The organism is Thermomonas hydrothermalis, from assembly GCF_900129205.1.
Classification (GTDB): Bacteria; Pseudomonadota; Gammaproteobacteria; order Xanthomonadales; family Xanthomonadaceae; genus Thermomonas; species Thermomonas hydrothermalis.
This window is the reverse complement of sequence record NZ_FQUK01000002.1, coordinates 78150-94103: the sequence shown is the minus strand read 5'-3', so window position 1 is coordinate 94103 and position 15954 is coordinate 78150. Positions and strand designations below refer to the sequence as shown.

Genomic DNA, 15954 nt, shown 5'->3' with positions numbered 1-15954 from the left:
ATGATCCTCGACACTCGTCCCTGGCAGATCCGTCCAGCCGCCGTCTTCGTCTTTTTGATCGAGAGTAAGTCATGCCACGCAATCCCCTTTCCCTGTGCATTGCCCTGGCCCTGGCGGTGATGCCGGGCCTGCTGGCCGCGCAAACCCCGCCAGCGCAGACGACTGTGCAGGGGCAGGCTGCTCCGGTCGCGACGCCAGCGCCGCCGGATGCCGACACACAGGATGCAGACGGGGAGCCACAGGCTCAGGATGACGATGGCGAAGATGTCGCCGCGCTGGCCGCCGCCAAGGTGCCGCTTGCCGAGATCCGTCGCTATGTCACCGTGTACAACGCAATCAAGCAGGCCTACGTGGATCCGGTCGATGATCACCGCCTGATGCAGATGGCGGTGCGTGGCCTGCTGTTCGACCTCGACCCGCACAGCGCCTATCTGGAAAAGGATGATGCGCAAGAGTTCGACGAACAAACCCGCGGCAGCTACGACGGTGTCGGGGTGGAGCTGCAGCAGCTGCCCGATGGCACCTTGCGGGTCATCGCGCCATTGGACGACAGCCCGGCCGCCCGCGCCGGACTGCGCAGCGGTGATCGCATCGTCGCCATCGACGGCAAGCTGCTGATTCCGGGCCAGAACGATGCCTCGGCGCCGTTGCGCGGCAAGGCCGGCACCAAGGTGGTGGTGCGGGTGCTGCGCGAGGGGGTGCGCGAGCCAATCGAGCTGACCCTGGTGCGCGACACCATCCGCACCACCAGCGTGCGTGGGCGGCTGCTGGAGCCGGGCTTTGGCTATCTCCGCATCGCCAGCTTTCAGGCCGATACGGCAGCGCAGTTCGTCAAGCAACTCGACGCCCTGCAGGCGTCCGGCCCACTGCGCGGGCTGGTGATCGACCTGCGCAGCAATCCCGGCGGATTGTTGATTGGGGCGGTCGAGATTGCCGACGAGCTGCTGGATCACGGCAACATCGTCAGCACGCGCGGGCGGGCCGCGATCGGCACCACCCGTTTCGAAGCCACCCCGGGCGATCGCCTGCACGGGGCGCCGGTGGTCGTGCTGGTGGATGCAGGGTCGGCCAGCGCCGCCGAAGTCCTGGCCGGCGCGCTGCAGGACAACCGGCGGGCGCGGGTGGTCGGCAGCCGCACCTTCGGCAAGGGGTCGGTGCAGACCCTGCTGCCACTGGACAATGGCGATGCCGTCAAGCTCACCACCGCGCGCTACTACACCCCGAGCGGACACTCGATCCAGGCGCGTGGCATCCAGCCCGATGTCGTCTTGCACCCGCAGGGCGGAAAACCAGCGCCAGCGCCGGTCAGCGAGGCCGAACTGCCTGGGCATCTGGCGGCCGAAGCCGGTGCTCTGGAAGGCGACAACGCGGGCGAGGTGTTGCCGGGGACGGCGCCGATTACGGCTGCGCTGCGCGAACTGAAAGCGATGGCAGGTGTGCCGGTTGCATCGGGCGGCAAACATGCGGGGCCGGCGAAAAAACCGGCCAAACCCGCCGGTCAGTAACCCCGCTCCCGTCGCAACCGGCGGGCGATGGCTGCCCTGGCCAGCAGGGCATAGCCAATGCCGAACAGAAAGCCGGCGATGTGCGCCGGCCAGGCGACCGCGCCGAAGGTGGGCCCGGCATAGGCAAACCCCACTTGCAATAAAGCCCACAGCCCGATCAGCAGGAACGCGGGAACCCGCACGAACTGCAGGAACAGCCCGAGTGGCAACACCACCCCCAGGCGTGCCCCCGGAAACAGCGCCAGATAGGCGCCGATCAGGGCCGACACGGCACCGCTGGCGCCGATGATGATGCGGTCTGGTGCTGGGATGGCCAGCACCGCCGCCAGGTTGGCGCATGCGCCGCCGAGCAGGAACAGCAGCAGCAAACGCCATCCGCCCATCACCCGCTCGGCTGCAACACCGAAGATCAGCAGAAAGACCAGGTTGCCCAGCAGGTGCAGCCAGTCGGCGTGCAGAAACAGCGCCGAGAACAGCCGCAATGCGCGGCCATCACCCAGGGCGCGCTGCCAGTCCGCCACGCTGTCCAGGCCCCCGCTGAGTACGCCCCAGTCCAGTGCCGAGGCCAGACGCCCGGCAGGTGCGTGCAGCGCAGCCAGGACATAGCTCAACCACAGTGCGGCAAAGAGCAGCGGGACGGCCCACAAAATCTGGCGGCGGGGGCGGCTGGGCAGGGCGACGAACATGGCGCTGTGGTGGGTTGAGAGACGATTGTTAGACAGGGATTAACAAAGTGCGTGGATGCGGTATAGTCACATACGGCGTCGTACAGGGAGGGGGACTCCGGTGCGCGCACTCGCAATCTGCGAAGCCGGCAGGATATCGCCGTTCGCAAGAACAAAATCCCTACCGTCAAGCATTCGGAGACATATCAAGATGGGTAACAACCGCACTATCCGCGCTTCGGCGCTGGCGCTGGCCGTGCTGGGTACGCTGTTCGTCGGCCAGGCGGCCGCGTCGGGGTTCCAGCTGCGTGAGCAGAGCGTCAAGAACCTTGGCAAGTCCAACGCCGGCAGCCTGGTGGGCAAGGACGCCTCGGTGGTCTCGCTCAACCCGGCGGCCATGGTCAACCTGGACAAGAACACCTTCCAGGCCGACATGACCGTGATCAATCTCAACGCCAAGTTCACCGGCGGCGGCACCATTCTGAACAATCCCGGTGCGCCTTTGACCGGCGGCAATGGTGGCGACCCGGGCGACCCGACCCCGGTACCCAATATGTCGGCGGTGTTCCCCATGCAGGGGGCGCTGGAAAAGCTGTACCTGGGTGTCAGCCTGGGCGCGCCGTTTGGTTTGGCCACCAAGTATGACCAGGGCTGGGTGGGCCGCTACCGTGCGATCGAGTCTGACGTCAAAACCATGGACCTGACCCTGTCGGCGGCGCTCAAGCTCAGCGACGGCGTGTCGATCGGTGCCGGCTTCATCTGGGAGCGCGCCGAGGCGACCCTGACCAAGGCCATCGACTTCGGTACCGCCATCTGCGCAGGGTCCGGTAACCCGGCCAATTGCTTCAATCCTGCCTATCCGTTCCAGCCGCAGGCGCTTGATGGCGGCTTCAAGGTCAAGGGCGCCGACAACAGCATCGGTTACGTGGTGGGCGCCCAGCTCGCCCCGACCGACCGGCTGGCGATCGGTGTCAGCTATCGCTCGGAGATCAAGCACGAGCTGAAGGGCTCGCTGTATTTCACCGGCGTGCCGGCGCTGCTGGGGAGCGATCCGCGCTTCGTCGATGGCCCCGGCGGTGCCCGTCTGGTCACCCCGAGTGTCACCACCGTCAGCGTGAAGTATGCGGTGGCCGACAACTTCCGGGTGCTGGCCGATTACCAGTACACCGGCTGGGATTCGCTGCAGGACGTCACCATCAAGCGTAGCAATGGCACGATTGTGGGCAGTGAGCCGTTCCACTGGAGCAACACCCACTTCTACTCGCTGGGTGCCGAGTATGATCTGTCGCCGGCGCTGACCCTGCGTGGCGGCATCGGTAAGGACAAGACGCCGACCCACGACACCTACCGCACCCCGCGTCTGCCCGATAACAACCGCACTTTGTTGTCGTTGGGCGCCACTTGGAACTTCAGTGATGCTCTCTCGTTCGATGCCGCGTACCAGCGGATCGATATCGACTCCCCGAGCATCAACCTGCCGGTGGATGCCGCGGCTGGCAATACTTCGACCCTGGCGGGCTGGTACTCGGGTCATGCCGACTTGATCGGCGTGTCGATGCAGTACCGCTTCTGATCCACGCGGTCTCATGTGACAAGAAAAAGCCCCGCTCCGGCGGGGCTTTTTCATTTCCAGGGGATCTGCGTCTGACCGCGCCGCATGTGACGCGGCGGGTCTGATGGGTGCAGGTCAGTCGCCTAGGGTCAGCAGGCTGGCGTTGCCGCCGGCGGCGGTGGTGTTGATGGTCACCGTCTTTTCGGTGGCAAACCGCGGCAGGTAGTGCGGGCCGCCGGCCTTGGGGCCGGTGCCGGACAGGCCCTGGCCACCGAACGGCTGCACGCCGACCACCGCGCCGATCTGATTGCGGTTGACGTAGATGTTGCCGACCTTGGCGCGTGCCACGATGCGCTCGACGGTGGCGTCGATGCGCGAGTGGATCCCCAGGGTCAGCCCATAGCCGGTGGCATTGATGGCGTCGATCACTGCGTCCAGTTCGTGTGCCTTCCAGCGCACCACGTGCAGGGCCGGGCCGAACTTTTCGCGGTCAAGCAGGGCGATCGATGGTAGTTCCCAGGCGGTGGGCGGGAAGAAGGTGCCGTGTTCGGTGCCCGGCGGCAGCGGGGTGCGGGCGATCAGGCGGGCCTGGCTGTCCATGCGGCGGGCGTGATCGTCGAGCACCTGGCAGGCGTCGGCATCGATCACCGGGCCGACATCGGTGGACAGCAGGGCCGGGTCACCGACCTTCAGCTCGGCCATCGCGCCGGCCAGCATGGCGATGACCTTGTCGGCGATGTCCTCCTGCACCAGCAACAGGCGCGCCGCCGAGCAACGCTGACCGGCCGAGGTGAAGGCAGAGGAGATCGCATCCTTGACCACCTGCTCGGGCAGGGCGGAGCTGTCCACGATCATCGCGTTCTGGCCGCCGGTTTCGGCGATCAGGGTGGCGATCGGGCCGCTGTCGCGATTGGCCAGGGCACGATGGATCAGGCGAGCCGTGTCGGTACCGCCGGTGAAGGCCACACCGGCCACACGCGGATCGCGGGTCAGCGCGGCGCCGACGCTGGCACCATCGCCGGGCACGAACTGCAGCACGTCCTGCGGGATACCGGCTTCATGCAGCAACTGCACTGCGGCATACCCGACCAGATTGGTCTGCTCGGCGGGTTTTGCGATCACGGTATTGCCGGCCACCAGGGCGGCTGCGACCTGGCCGGTGAAGATGGCCAGCGGGAAGTTCCACGGGCTGATGCAGACGAACACGCCGCGCCCGGACAGCTGCAGCTGGTTGGATTCGCCGGTCGGGCCGGGCAGGGGGATCGGGGCGAAATGCTCACGCGCCTGCAGCGCGTAATAGCGCAGAAAATCGACGGCCTCGCGCACTTCTGCCACGCTGTCGGCGATGGTCTTGCCGGCCTCTTTCACGCACATGGCCATGAACTGCGGCATGCGCGCCTCCAGCAGGTCGGCAGCGTGTTCGAGGATGGCGGCGCGCGAGGCGGCCGGGGTGGCGTCCCAGCCCGGCTGGGCGGCCACGGCATTGGCCAGGGCGCGTTCGACCGTGGCGGCATCGGCCGGCAGCCAGTGGCCCACCACCTCGCGCCGGTCGGCCGGGTTGGTCACAGGCTGCAGTTCGCCAGTGGGATTGGCGCCCGGCACCAGCGGGGCTGCGCGCCACTGGCCGATCGCGGTGGCATTCATGGCACTGGCCAGGCTGCGCAGTGCATCGTCGTTGGCAAGATTGATACCCATGGAGTTGTCTCGTGGCTGGTGCTGGCTGCGGTACAGAGCCACCGGCAGCGGGATGCGCGGATGCGGGATGTGTTCAAGGGCGGCGACGAACTCGACCGGATCGCGGACCAGTTCTTCCACCGGGATGGATTCATCGGTGATGCGGTTGACGAAGCTCGAGTTGGCGCCGTTTTCCAGCAACCGGCGCACCAGGTACGGCAGCAGGTCCTCGTGGCTGCCGACCGGCGCATACACGCGGCAGGGCACGTCCAGCCGGTCGGCCGGGATCACCTCGGCGTAGAGGTCGTCGCCCATGCCGTGCAGCTTCTGGAACTCGAAATCACGGCGGCCGCGCATCACCCGCGCCATCTGGTGCACGGTGGCGATGGTGTGGGCATTGTGGGTGGCGAACATGGGGTAGACCGCAGCGCCGGCATCCAGCAACCGACGGGCGTTGGCCAGGTAGCTGACGTCGGTGTTCTGCTTGCGGGTGAACAGCGGGTAGCCGGGCTGGCCATCCACCTGGGCGCGTTTGATTTCGGCGTCCCAGTAGGCGCCTTTGACCAGTCGTACCGGGATGCGGCGGCCCAGTTGGCCGGCCATGTGCACGATGTGGTCGATCACGAACGGCGCGCGTTTCTGGTAAGCCTGCACGACGATGCCGAAGCCGTTCCAGTCGCGCAGCGAGGGGTCTGCCATGACCTGGAAGATCAGGTCCAGCGATAGCTCCAGGCGGTCGGTTTCCTCGGCGTCGATGGTCAAGCCAATGCCGTACTGCTTGGCCAGCTGCGCCAGCTCCAGCAGGCGCTCACCCAGTTCTTTCAGCACCCGCGCACGCTTGGCGTGTTCATAGCGCGGATGCAGGGCCGACAGCTTGACCGAGATCGAAGGCGCGGCAAACACCGCATCCGGGTCGGCCGGGCGGTGCGGCGCGTAATCCTTGCCGATGGCGTGGATCGCGCGGCGATAGGCATCCAGATAGCGCAGGGCATCGGGGGCGGTCAGCGCGCCTTCGCCCAGCATGTCGAAGGAATAGCGGTAGCGTGCCGCCTCGCCCTTGCGGCTGCGTGCCAGGGCTTCTTCGATGGTGCGGCCGAGCACGAACTGGTGGCCCATGATTTTCATCGCCTGGCGCACGGCCAGACGCACCACGGGCTCACCCACTCGCGCAATCAGGCGCTGGAAGGCGCCATGGGCATCGCGGCGGGTGTCGTCGGCCAGTTCGACCAGCTTGCCGGTCAACATCAGGCCCCAGGTCGAGGCGTTGACCAGCAGCGAATCCGACTGGCCCAGGTGGCGCTTCCAGTCGGCCTCGCCGAGCTTGTCGCGGATCAGGGCATCGGCGGTGGCCTCATCGGGAATGCGCAACAAGGCCTCGGCCACACACATCAGCAGTACGCCTTCTTCGCTGCCGAGGTCGTACTGGCGCATGAACGCTTCCACTGCGCCTTGCTTGCGGGCGCGGGCACGCACCCGGCGCACCAGATCGGCCGCTACCGCCTGCGCGGCATCGCGATCGGCGTCAGGCAGGCGGGCCTGCTCCAGCAGTTCGCGCACATGGGTGGCTTCGTCACGGACCCAGGCCGCCGTGATCGCCGCGCGGGTGGCGGCGGGTGGCGGGGGCAGTTCAGGGGACAGGATCGGAGTGATGGCGGGTGTCGGGTGCATGCGGCCGTGGCCGGTTTGGGCGAGGCACATAGTGTAGTCGCGGCCAGGCTGCGCCCAACGTCGGTCAGGGGGATGGGCGGCGGGGATGGTTGCCGAGCACTTCGCGCGACAGTATCTTTGACTCAAGTCAAGACGTTGGTATCTGTTCAGCTTCTTGACAGACGGGGAGGACGCCGAGCGCAGATCAGCGCGACCCGGCGTGCCGGTACAGCACTGGAACCAACACAGGACAGGCGGGACTTGGCGTGATGACAACCGGTCGTTTGAAGCAACTGGCACTGGCGGCAGGCTGCGCCGCACTGCCTCTGCTGGCGCAGGCGCAGGATCCGGCGGCAGGGCCGGCCGATCCGCAGCCGTGGCAGCTCAACATGGGGCCGGGGGTCACCCCGACCGCGCAGGCGGCTTACGATGCTCACATGGCCGTGCTGATCGTCTGCGTGGCGATTGGGGTGGTGGTGTTTGGCGCCATGGCGATTGCCATCTTCCGGTTCCGCAAGTCGCGCGGTGCTGTGCCGGACACCAGCTTCACCCACAGCACCCGGCTCGAGCTGGTGTGGACCGCAATCCCAATCCTGATCCTGATCGGCCTGGCGTTTCCGGCCACTCGCGGCCTGCTGCGCATGTACGACGTGCGCGATGCCGAGATGACGGTGAAGGTCACCGGCTATCAGTGGATGTGGAAATACGAATATCTGGGCGAGGGCGTGGGCTTCACCAGTCGTCTGGCCCGCACGCATGACGCGCTGCGCCAGAGTGGCAAGGTGGTCACTGCGGCCGATGCGCCGCATTACCTGCTCGATGTTGACAATGCGTTGGTATTGCCGGTCGGCACCAAGGTGCGGTTTGTGCTGACCGCCGACGATGTCATCCATTCCTGGTGGGTGCCAGCGTTGGGCTGGAAGCAGGATGCAATCCCCGGCATCGTCAACGAGGCTTGGGCGCGCATCGAAAAACCGGGCATCTATCGCGGCCAGTGTGCTGAGCTGTGCGGTAAGGACCATGGCTTCATGCCGATCGTGGTGAAGGCGGTCAGCAAGGAAGAGTTCGCCCGCTGGCTGGCGGCGGAGAAAGCCAAACAGGCCGGTGCTGCCGCGGCCACCGCGGCCACCACGCCGCCGCCCCCGGCCCGCGTTCAGGCCGGTTGATCCACGTCACGCATTCCAGAGGGTTTCCCGTATGTCCGCCACCCATCCTGACGCCGTCGCCCATCACGACGCCCACGGCCATCATGCGCAGGGCTTCATCGAGCGCTGGCTGTTTTCGACCAATCACAAGGACATTGGCACCCTGTATCTGGTGTTCAGCTTTGTCATGGTGATCATCGGTGCCGCCCTGTCGGTCGGTATCCGCCTTGAGCTGGCCCAGCCTGGCTTGCAGTTCGTCAAGCCGGAGACGTTCAATCAACTGACCACGGTCCACGCGCTGGTGATGATCTTCGGCGCCGTGATGCCGGCGTTCGTGGGGCTGGCCAACTGGATGATCCCGTTGCAGATCGGTGCGCCCGACATGGCGCTGCCGCGCATGAACAATCTGTCGTTCTGGATCATGCCGTTCGCCTTCACCCTGCTGCTGATGACCTTCTTCCTGCCGGGCGGTGCAGTCGCAGGTGGTTGGACGCTGTATCCGCCGCTGGCGCTGCAGGGAGGGGCCAACCTGGCGTTCAGTATCTTTGCCATCCACATGATGGGGATCAGCTCGATCATGGGGGCGATCAACATCATCGCCACCATCCTCAACATGCGGGCGCCGGGCATCGACCTGCTGAAGATGCCGATCTTCTGCTGGACCTGGCTGATCACCGCCTTCCTGCTGATCGCGGTGATGCCGGTGCTGGCTGGTGCGGTGACCATGCTGCTGACCGACCGCTTCTTCTCCACCAGCTTCTTCAATGCGGCCGGTGGCGGTGATCCGGTGATGTACCAGCACATCTTCTGGTTCTTCGGTCACCCGGAGGTCTACATCATGATCCTGCCGGCCTTCGGCGTGGTCAGCGAGATCATCCCGACCTTCAGCCGCAAGCCGCTGTTTGGCTATCAGGCCATGGTGTACGCCACGGCGGCGATTGCATTCCTGTCGTTCATCGTGTGGGCCCACCACATGTTCGTGGTCGGCATGCCGCTGGGTGGCGAGCTGTACTTCATGTTCGCCACCATGCTGATCTCGATCCCGACTGGTGTGAAGGTGTTCAACTGGGTGACCACCATGTGGCGTGGCTCGCTCACCTTCGAGGTGCCGATGCTGTGGGCGATCGCATTCGTGGTGCTGTTCACCATTGGTGGCTTCTCTGGTCTGATGCTGGCGATCGTGCCAGCTGACTTCCAGTATCACGACACCTACTTTGTGGTTGCCCACTTCCACTACGTGCTGGTGACGGGCGCGCTGTTTGCCATCATTGCGGCCATCTACTACTGGTGGCCGAAGTGGACCGGGCGCATGTACAACCAGACCTGGGCCAAGGTCCACTTCTGGTGGAGCATCGTCTTCGTCAATCTGCTGTTCTTCCCGCAGCACTTCCTGGGCCTGGCCGGCATGCCGCGCCGGATCCCCGACTACAGCGTGGTGTTTGCCGACTGGAACCTGGTCAGCTCGATCGGCGCCTTCGGCATGTTCCTGACCCCGTTCATGATGGCGTTGATCTTGTGGCATTCGCTCCGGCATGGGGCGCGTGCCGAGGCGCGGGTCTGGGAAGGGGCGCGAGGTCTGGAATGGACGGTGCCCTCGCCAGCGCCGCATCACACCTTCGAGCGCCCGCCAGTGATCCGTGATGGAGACCTGGCCCACGGCGACGTGACGCATTGAGCCGCACGAGGACTCCCAGCATGGCCGAGACACCGCATATGCCGTCAGATCCCGCGACTCAGGATCCAGTGCTTGCGGCCAGCCGGCGGCGCGCGCGCCGCACGGCCTGGCTGCTGGCAGTGGTGGCGCTTGCGGTGTACGCCGCGTTTCTGCTGACCCAGGTGCGGGGGCATTGACGATGGCGGCAGCGCGCGGGCACGGAGTGTGGACCATGGCCGGCGTGGCGCTGCTGGCGTTTGGGTTTGCGTTCTCGATGGTGCCGCTGTACCGGTTGGTGTGCCAGAAAGTGTTTGGCGTGCGGCTGGAGCAGGGGCCGGTCGCCGGTGCGGCGCATCAGGCCGCTGCGTCCGGGCGCTGGGTGACGGTGGAGTTCGACGGTGCGGTCAACTCGAAGCTGCCATGGAAGTTCGCACCTGAGCAGACCGTGATGAAGGTGCAGGTCGGCCGCCCGTATCAGGCGTTGTATTACGCCCGTAACACGGCTGACCGCGCCATCGTCGGGAATGCCGTGCCGTCGGTGGCGCCAGCGCGGGCGTCCGGGTATTTCAACAAGACCGAGTGCTTCTGCTTTACCGCACAGACGCTGGCGCCGGGCGAATCGCGGGATATGCCGGTGCAGTTCGTGATCGATCCGGCCCTGCCGCCCGATATCAAGACCATCACGCTGTCCTACACCTTCTTCAAAAATGACGTCCTGACCGCTGCCCTGCAAACGCCGGCGGGTCAGCGTCAGGCCGCACGTGCCATCCCTTGACCCTTCGTCACTGACTGGAAACACCGCCCATGTCCAACACCAATGCCGCGCACGGCCACCACGATCCGGACATTTATTTCGTCCCGCCCGGCAGCAAAGCCCCGGTGCTGGTGTCGATCTCGATGTTCGTGCTGATGCTGGGCTTTGCCAGCTGGCTCAATGACGTCAGTTGGGGGCGCCCGGTGTTCTTTGCCGGTCTGGCGCTGCTGCTGGCCACCCTGTTCAAGTGGTTTGCTGAGGTCATCCGTGAATCGCTGGCGGGCCGCTACAACCGGCAGGTGGATGTGTCGTTCCGGATGGGGATGGTGTGGTTCATCTTCTCCGAGGTGATGTTCTTTGCTGCCTTTTTCAGTGCCCTGTTCTATGCCCGCCAGTTTGCGCTGCCGTGGCTGAGCGGCGAGGGCCACGGGGTGGCAACGCACGCCTTGCTGTGGCCGGATTTCTTCGGCGGCTGGCCTAGCAACGGGCCGGGGCAAGTGGGTGGCAGTTTCCAGACCATCCCGCCGTGGGGCCTGCCGCTGCTCAACACGCTGATCCTGCTGTCGTCCGGGGTCACCGTCACCATCGCCCACCATGCACTGAAGGCGGGCCGGCGCGGCACCCTGCTGCTGTTTTTGGGTTTGACCGTGCTGCTGGGCGCGCTGTTCCTGTACTTCCAGGCCACCGAGTACGCCCATGCCTATCACGCCCTCAACCTAACCCTGGGGTCGGGGATTTATGGCTCCACCTTCTTCATGCTGACCGGCTTCCACGGCGCCCATGTCACCTTGGGCACCCTGATGTTGCTGGTGATCTGGGTGCGCTGTGCCTTAGGCCATTTCAGCAAGGACAACCACTTCGCGTTTGAGGCGGTGGCCTGGTACTGGCACTTCGTGGACGTGGTTTGGCTGGGCCTGTTCCTGTTCGTCTACGTGCTCTGACCCAACCGGCCCGGACGCGTGCCGGCGCGCTGCGGCGTCAGCCCGGTGCGCGGCCAATGCCGTGCGGTACGATCCAGCCCAGCTTGATAGCGATGATCACCAGCACGATCAGCGTCACGCTGAGCGCGATGCGGCGTGTCAAAGCGTTGACCGTGCGCTTGCTGGCGCCCTTGTCGACCAGCAGGTAGTACAGCCCGGCACCAAGATTCCACAGGATCAGCAGCAGGAACCCGAGGATGAGCAGAAGTTTCAGTGATTCGCTCACGGGCGTCTCCGGGCCAGTTGAGAAGGGGCGGGTAGGCGCATTATTGCAGCAGGCGGAGGGATGGTGAGCAGTCGGAATCATCGACTGCTGGCAGGCTGGGCACTGGCGTTACTGCTGATGTCGGGGTTTGCCGCGCTCGGCAACTGGCAGCTGGCGCGCATGCAGGAAAAACAGCGGATGCTGGCGGCCGCGGCGCACGCGCTTGATCCTGCGCAGCGTCGGAGTCCGCAGCCGTTGCAACGGGCCGCCGATTCCGAACGCGCAAAGACTTACGATTGGGCCGCCGGGCACGGTGCCCTGCGCAAGACGACCGTCTGGCTGGACAATCAGGTGCATGCAGGACGCCCTGGTGTTCGCATGTATTGCCTGCTGCAGCCGGACACGGGGGGGCAGGCGGTATTGCTCGATGTCGGCTGGTGGCCCCTGGACGGGCAGCGACGGCTGCCTGCGGCGAGCTGTCCAGCAGTGGACAGCCAGGTGGTGCGTGGCCTGCTGGCACCGCCGCCGGCGGTGGGGCTGGCGCATGGGCCGGCACTCACCCGGCAGGCCGCTGGCCGCTGGCTGGCCGTCCGGCTGGTGCCGTCCGAGCTTGCAGCGGCGCTGCGGCTGGATGCCGGCATCGCGCCACGGGTGCTGCGGCTGGATCCGGATGTGCAGCCGGAAGATACCGGCGTGATGCGGGTACCGGGTCTGCGTGATCTGACCATCCTGCCCAATACCCTGCCGCCGGAGCGGCATCTGGGCTATGCGGTGCAGTGGTTCGGGCTGGCGCTGGCCACCCTGGTGGTGGCGCTGGTGTTGACCTTGCGGAGACAACGACATGACTGACGCTTCCCGGCCTGGGCGTTCGCCTCGCACGATCCTGCTGCTGATCCTGGCATTGACCCTGGGCAGCATGGGGCTGGCGGGTGTACTGCGGTTTTCCGGCTGGCGTCCGGCCAGTCTGCAGAACAAGGGCGAACTGCTGAACCCGTATGTCGATCTGCGCGATCATGCGTTGACGCTGACGGCGGGCGGGGTTTACCGCTGGCAGGACAGCCCGCGCACCTGGCGCATCGTGGTCATGCCGGAACAGTGCGATGGCGTGCGGCGTGCCGAGTGCGTGCGCCTACTCGTCACGCTGGATAAAGTCTGGCGCTTGCTTGGGCCGCAGGCCGGACGTGTGCATGTGGTGTGGGCGGGGGCATTGCCGATCGCCACCGAGGGTATGCCCGAAGTGCGCGCGATTCACCCCGACGCCCGTCTGCGCGCAGCGCTGGCGGCGCCAGCCGAGGGGCGCGGTGATCCGGTCTGGTTGATCGATCCGTATGGCTTCGTGGTGATGCGTTACCCTTCCGGGTTTGATCCGGCCGGGTTGCGTAGCGATCTGGCCCGACTGCTGAAGGTCAACTGATGAGTGTTCCCGCATCCTCTCCGTCGCGCCCGGTGCTGTACCGGCATTTCCACCGCATCGCCTGGCTTGCGGTGCTGCTCGCGGCTGCCTTGATCGTGTTCGGTGCTTTCGTGCGACTGTCCAATGCCGGCCTGAGCTGTCCGGACTGGCCGACCTGCTACGGCAAAGCCACCTGGCCGACCTCGGCGGCGCAGGTGCAGGATCATGCTGCGCTGGCGATCCGTCCGGTCGTCCCCGAGCGTGCCTGGCGCGAGCAGGTGCATCGGATGATCGCGGGCCTGCTCGGGGTGCTGGTGTTTTCACTGGCCCTACTGGCCACGCGCCGGCGTCGGCACGGCTGGTTACATGTGCTGGGCGCGGCAGCGGGTGTGGCACTGGCGATTCCGCTGTATATGCGCGGCCAGCATGGTGCGGCTTCGGTACTGGCCGCGGCGGCTGAACTGGCGCTGCTGGCTGGGGTCGTGCGCTGGTCGAACGTGGATCTGGCGCGGGTGTCCACCCTGACCCTGGCGGTGATCATCTTCCAGGCATTGCTGGGCATGTGGACGGTGACCTGGCTGCTCAAACCGATCGTCGTGATGGGGCATCTGCTGGGTGGCCTGACCACCTTTGCGCTGCTGGTGTGGACGGCTTGGCGTGCCACCGGCTGGTGGCTGTATTCGGCCGATGCGCGCCGGCTGCGCTGGCTGGTCGGGCTGGGGCTGTTGCTGCTGGCGCTGCAGATCGCGTTGGGCGGCTGGACCAGCGCCAACTACGCTGCACTGGCCTGTGGTACGGACTTCCCGACCTGTGCCGGCAGCTGGTGGCCGCCTCATGATTTCCGTGAGGGCTTCGTGCTTTGGCGCGGTATCGGCGTGGATTACGAAGGCGGCATTCTCGACAACCCGGCCCGCATCGCCATCCAGCTGACCCACCGGATGATGGCGGTGGTCGTGGTCCTCTATGTGCTGGCGCTCGGGCTGCGCCTGCTGCGCACACCGGGGCTACGCGGCTGGGGCGCGCTGCTGGCGGTGATGGTGTGCGTGCAGGCCGGGCTTGGCATCGCCAACGTCTGGTACTCGCTGCCGCTGCCGCTTGCGGTTTTGCACAATGCCGGCGCGGTGCTGTTGCTGTTCCTGCTGGTGAGCCTGCTGGCGCGGTTGCGTCCGCCGGAGCCATGATGATGGAGCGTTCTTCGCGCCTGGCGCAGTATTGGGCGGTGACCAAGCCGCGCATCGTGGCGCTGATCGTGTTCACCGCCGTGATCGGCATGCTGCTGGCAGTGCCTCCCGGTGCGCCGTGGCCGTGGGGTCGGATGCTGGCGGCCAGTGTCGGCATCTGGCTGGCGGCGGCCAGTGCCGCGGCGATCAATCATCTGCTCGACGCCCGCATCGACCGGCTGATGGCACGCACCGCGGAGCGTCCACTGGCCACTGGCGCGTTGCGGCCACCGCAGGTGCTGGTCTTTGCCCTGCTGCTGGCGTTGGCGTCGATGGCGATCCTGTTGCATTGGGTCAATGCCCTGTGCGCCGTGCTCACCTTTGCCGGGCTGATCGGGTATGCGGTCATCTACACCGGGTTTCTCAAGCGCGCCACGCCGCAGAACATCGTGATCGGCGGGCTGGCCGGGGCAGTGCCGCCGCTGTTGGGGTGGGCGGCGGTGACCGGCATGCAGGGCGAGTGGGACTGGGCGCACGCGCTGCTGCTGGTGCTGATCATCTTCGTGTGGACGCCGCCGCATTTCTGGGCGCTGGCGATCTTCCGCCGTGAAGACTATGCCCGCGCCCTGGTGCCGATGCTGCCAGTCACCCACGGCGTGACCTACACGCGCTGGCAGATCCTGCTGTACACCGTGTTGCTGGTGGTGGCCAGCGTGTTGCCGTGGGTGGCGCACATGAGTGGCCTGTTCTATCTCGGCGGGGCCCTGGTGCTGGGGGCGGTGTTCCTGTGGCATGCATGGCGGCTGCTCGATCCGCCCGATGAGTTTTTTGCCATGCGCACCTTCCGCTATTCGATCGTGTATCTGATGGCGCTGTTTGCATTCCTGTTGCTGGATCACTGGCTCCTGCCGCTGCTCACCCCTACCGCTCTGGAGTTCGTGCCACAGCCGTGAGCGATCTGTTTGCCGTCGCCGCGACCGGCGCCCGCACGCCGCTGGGCGTGCAGGCGGTGGTGCTGCATGGCGATGCGCTGGCATGTGCGGAGGCGCTGCTTGCCCAGATCGCGCAAATCGCCGCGCAGGCCCCGTTCCGCCAGTTGACCACACCGGGCGGGCGCCGGATCGGGGTGGAGATGACCAATTGCGGTGACTACGGCTGGTACAGCGATCGCCGCGGCTATCGCTATGTGTCGGTCGATCCCGTCACCGACCGGCCCTGGCCGGCGATGCCAGCGCTGTTTTTGACACTGGCCGAGCAGGCGGCTCAGGCTGCCGGGTTCCCCGGCTACCGGCCACAGGCCTGTCTGATCAATCGCTACCGGCCCGGGGTCGGCATGGCCCTGCACCAGGACCGCGATGAGGAGGATCGGCTGGCGCCGATCGTCTCGGTGTCGCTGGGTGTGCCGGCCGTGTTTCTCTGGGGTGGGGACACTCGCAGCAGTCGGCCATTGCAGGTTCCGCTGGTGCATGGTGACGTGGTGGTCTGGGGGGGTGTGGATCGCATGCGCTTTCACGGCGTGCGTCCGCTGGCACCGGCCTGGCACCCGGAGACCGGGGACTGCCGGTACAACCTCACCTTCCGCAAACTGCGTTGAGCCTGGGCAAAACCGGGAGGCAAACA

15 protein-coding genes are annotated in these 15954 nt (G+C 66.2%); 12 read left to right on the top strand and 3 right to left on the bottom strand.

Annotated elements, in window-relative coordinates; genetic code table 11:
* The first annotated feature begins 71 nt into the window (after positions 1-71).
* Positions 72-1505 carry a S41 family peptidase gene (locus BUA29_RS01060; protein ID WP_072754786.1) on the top strand — a complete coding sequence of 478 codons (1434 nt, stop codon included), beginning with the start codon at positions 72-74 and terminating at the stop codon, positions 1503-1505.
* Here the strand turns inward: BUA29_RS01060 and BUA29_RS01055 are convergent.
* Positions 1499-2191, bottom strand: coding sequence for a rhomboid family intramembrane serine protease (locus BUA29_RS01055; RefSeq protein WP_072754785.1), 693 nt, complete (start codon positions 2189-2191; stop codon positions 1499-1501). The genes BUA29_RS01060 and BUA29_RS01055 overlap by 7 nt on opposite strands.
* A 190-nt stretch (positions 2192-2381) precedes the next feature.
* Between BUA29_RS01055 and BUA29_RS01050 the strand changes: the two genes are divergently transcribed.
* The gene (locus tag BUA29_RS01050) at positions 2382-3743 is read left to right on the top strand and encodes an OmpP1/FadL family transporter (RefSeq protein ID WP_072754784.1); all 1362 of its coding nucleotides are present in this window, start codon (positions 2382-2384) and stop codon (positions 3741-3743) included.
* Between the two features lie 114 nt (positions 3744-3857).
* On the opposite strand, the gene putA is transcribed toward BUA29_RS01050, so the two are convergent.
* The gene (gene putA / locus BUA29_RS01045) at positions 3858-7064 is read right to left on the bottom strand and encodes a bifunctional proline dehydrogenase/L-glutamate gamma-semialdehyde dehydrogenase PutA (protein WP_084602288.1); all 3207 of its coding nucleotides are present in this window, start codon (positions 7062-7064) and stop codon (positions 3858-3860) included.
* A gap of 248 nt (positions 7065-7312) precedes the next feature.
* On the opposite strand from putA, the gene coxB reads away from it, so the two are divergent.
* Genes coxB through BUA29_RS01025 form a run of 5 tightly spaced genes read left to right on the top strand, consistent with a single transcriptional unit; the run spans position 7313 to position 11537 of the window.
* Positions 7313-8209, top strand: coding sequence for a cytochrome c oxidase subunit II (gene coxB, locus BUA29_RS01040; protein ID WP_072754782.1), 897 nt, complete (start codon positions 7313-7315; stop codon positions 8207-8209).
* A 31-nt stretch (positions 8210-8240) separates the two neighbouring features.
* A complete protein-coding gene (gene ctaD, locus BUA29_RS01035) occupies positions 8241-9863 on the top strand; it encodes a cytochrome c oxidase subunit I (RefSeq protein WP_072754781.1) in 1623 nt (540 codons plus the stop codon).
* Between the two features lie 20 nt (positions 9864-9883).
* Complete coding sequence (locus tag BUA29_RS12195) at positions 9884-10039, top strand: hypothetical protein (protein ID WP_178137878.1); 156 nt, start codon at positions 9884-9886, stop codon at positions 10037-10039.
* Between the two features lie 2 nt (positions 10040-10041).
* Positions 10042-10617 carry a cytochrome c oxidase assembly protein gene (locus BUA29_RS01030; RefSeq protein ID WP_072754780.1) on the top strand — a complete coding sequence of 192 codons (576 nt, stop codon included), beginning with the start codon at positions 10042-10044 and terminating at the stop codon, positions 10615-10617.
* Positions 10618-10646: 29 nt separating this feature from the next.
* Complete coding sequence (locus tag BUA29_RS01025) at positions 10647-11537, top strand: cytochrome c oxidase subunit 3 (protein ID WP_072754779.1); 891 nt, start codon at positions 10647-10649, stop codon at positions 11535-11537.
* A 37-nt stretch (positions 11538-11574) separates the two neighbouring features.
* Here the strand turns inward: BUA29_RS01025 and BUA29_RS01020 are convergent, their stop codons facing one another.
* Positions 11575-11802 (bottom strand): twin transmembrane helix small protein, encoded by a 228-nt coding sequence (locus BUA29_RS01020; protein ID WP_072754778.1) that lies wholly within the window; start codon positions 11800-11802, stop codon positions 11575-11577.
* A gap of 117 nt (positions 11803-11919) precedes the next feature.
* Between BUA29_RS01020 and BUA29_RS01015 the strand changes: the two genes are divergently transcribed.
* Genes BUA29_RS01015 through alkB form a run of 5 tightly spaced genes read left to right on the top strand, consistent with a single transcriptional unit; the run spans position 11920 to position 15928 of the window.
* Complete coding sequence (locus tag BUA29_RS01015) at positions 11920-12630, top strand: SURF1 family protein (protein ID WP_245770470.1); 711 nt, start codon at positions 11920-11922, stop codon at positions 12628-12630.
* On the top strand, positions 12623-13195 hold the full coding sequence (locus BUA29_RS01010; RefSeq protein ID WP_072754776.1) for a hypothetical protein: 573 nt from the start codon (positions 12623-12625) through the stop codon (positions 13193-13195). The genes BUA29_RS01015 and BUA29_RS01010 overlap by 8 nt, the downstream gene beginning before the upstream one ends.
* Positions 13195-14355: a COX15/CtaA family protein gene (locus BUA29_RS01005; protein ID WP_072754775.1), complete on the top strand. Its 1161-nt coding sequence runs from the start codon at positions 13195-13197 to the stop codon at positions 14353-14355. The genes BUA29_RS01010 and BUA29_RS01005 overlap by 1 nt, the downstream gene beginning before the upstream one ends.
* A 2-nt stretch (positions 14356-14357) precedes the next feature.
* On the top strand, positions 14358-15287 hold the full coding sequence (gene cyoE / locus BUA29_RS01000) for a heme o synthase (protein WP_178137880.1): 930 nt from the start codon (positions 14358-14360) through the stop codon (positions 15285-15287).
* Complete coding sequence (gene alkB, locus BUA29_RS00995) at positions 15284-15928, top strand: DNA oxidative demethylase AlkB (protein ID WP_072754774.1); 645 nt, start codon at positions 15284-15286, stop codon at positions 15926-15928. The genes cyoE and alkB overlap by 4 nt, the downstream gene beginning before the upstream one ends.
* Positions 15929-15954: the final 26 nt, after the last annotated feature.

Coding starts and splice junctions, on each gene's coding strand:
- BUA29_RS01050 (WP_072754784.1), top strand. CDS start 2,382: ATGGGTAACAACCGCACTATCCGCGCTTCGGCGCTGGCGCTGGCCGTG.
- coxB (WP_072754782.1), top strand. CDS start 7,313: ATGACAACCGGTCGTTTGAAGCAACTGGCACTGGCGGCAGGCTGCGCC.
- BUA29_RS01005 (WP_072754775.1), top strand. CDS start 13,195: ATGAGTGTTCCCGCATCCTCTCCGTCGCGCCCGGTGCTGTACCGGCAT.
- BUA29_RS01025 (WP_072754779.1), top strand. CDS start 10,647: ATGTCCAACACCAATGCCGCGCACGGCCACCACGATCCGGACATTTAT.
- BUA29_RS01015 (WP_245770470.1), top strand. CDS start 11,920: ATGTCGGGGTTTGCCGCGCTCGGCAACTGGCAGCTGGCGCGCATGCAG.
- cyoE (WP_178137880.1), top strand. CDS start 14,358: ATGGAGCGTTCTTCGCGCCTGGCGCAGTATTGGGCGGTGACCAAGCCG.
- BUA29_RS01055 (WP_072754785.1), bottom strand. CDS start 2,191: ATGTTCGTCGCCCTGCCCAGCCGCCCCCGCCGCCAGATTTTGTGGGCC.
- ctaD (WP_072754781.1), top strand. CDS start 8,241: ATGTCCGCCACCCATCCTGACGCCGTCGCCCATCACGACGCCCACGGC.
- BUA29_RS01010 (WP_072754776.1), top strand. CDS start 12,623: ATGACTGACGCTTCCCGGCCTGGGCGTTCGCCTCGCACGATCCTGCTG.
- putA (WP_084602288.1), bottom strand. CDS start 7,064: ATGCACCCGACACCCGCCATCACTCCGATCCTGTCCCCTGAACTGCCC.
- BUA29_RS12195 (WP_178137878.1), top strand. CDS start 9,884: ATGGCCGAGACACCGCATATGCCGTCAGATCCCGCGACTCAGGATCCA.
- BUA29_RS01060 (WP_072754786.1), top strand. CDS start 72: ATGCCACGCAATCCCCTTTCCCTGTGCATTGCCCTGGCCCTGGCGGTG.
- BUA29_RS01030 (WP_072754780.1), top strand. CDS start 10,042: ATGGCGGCAGCGCGCGGGCACGGAGTGTGGACCATGGCCGGCGTGGCG.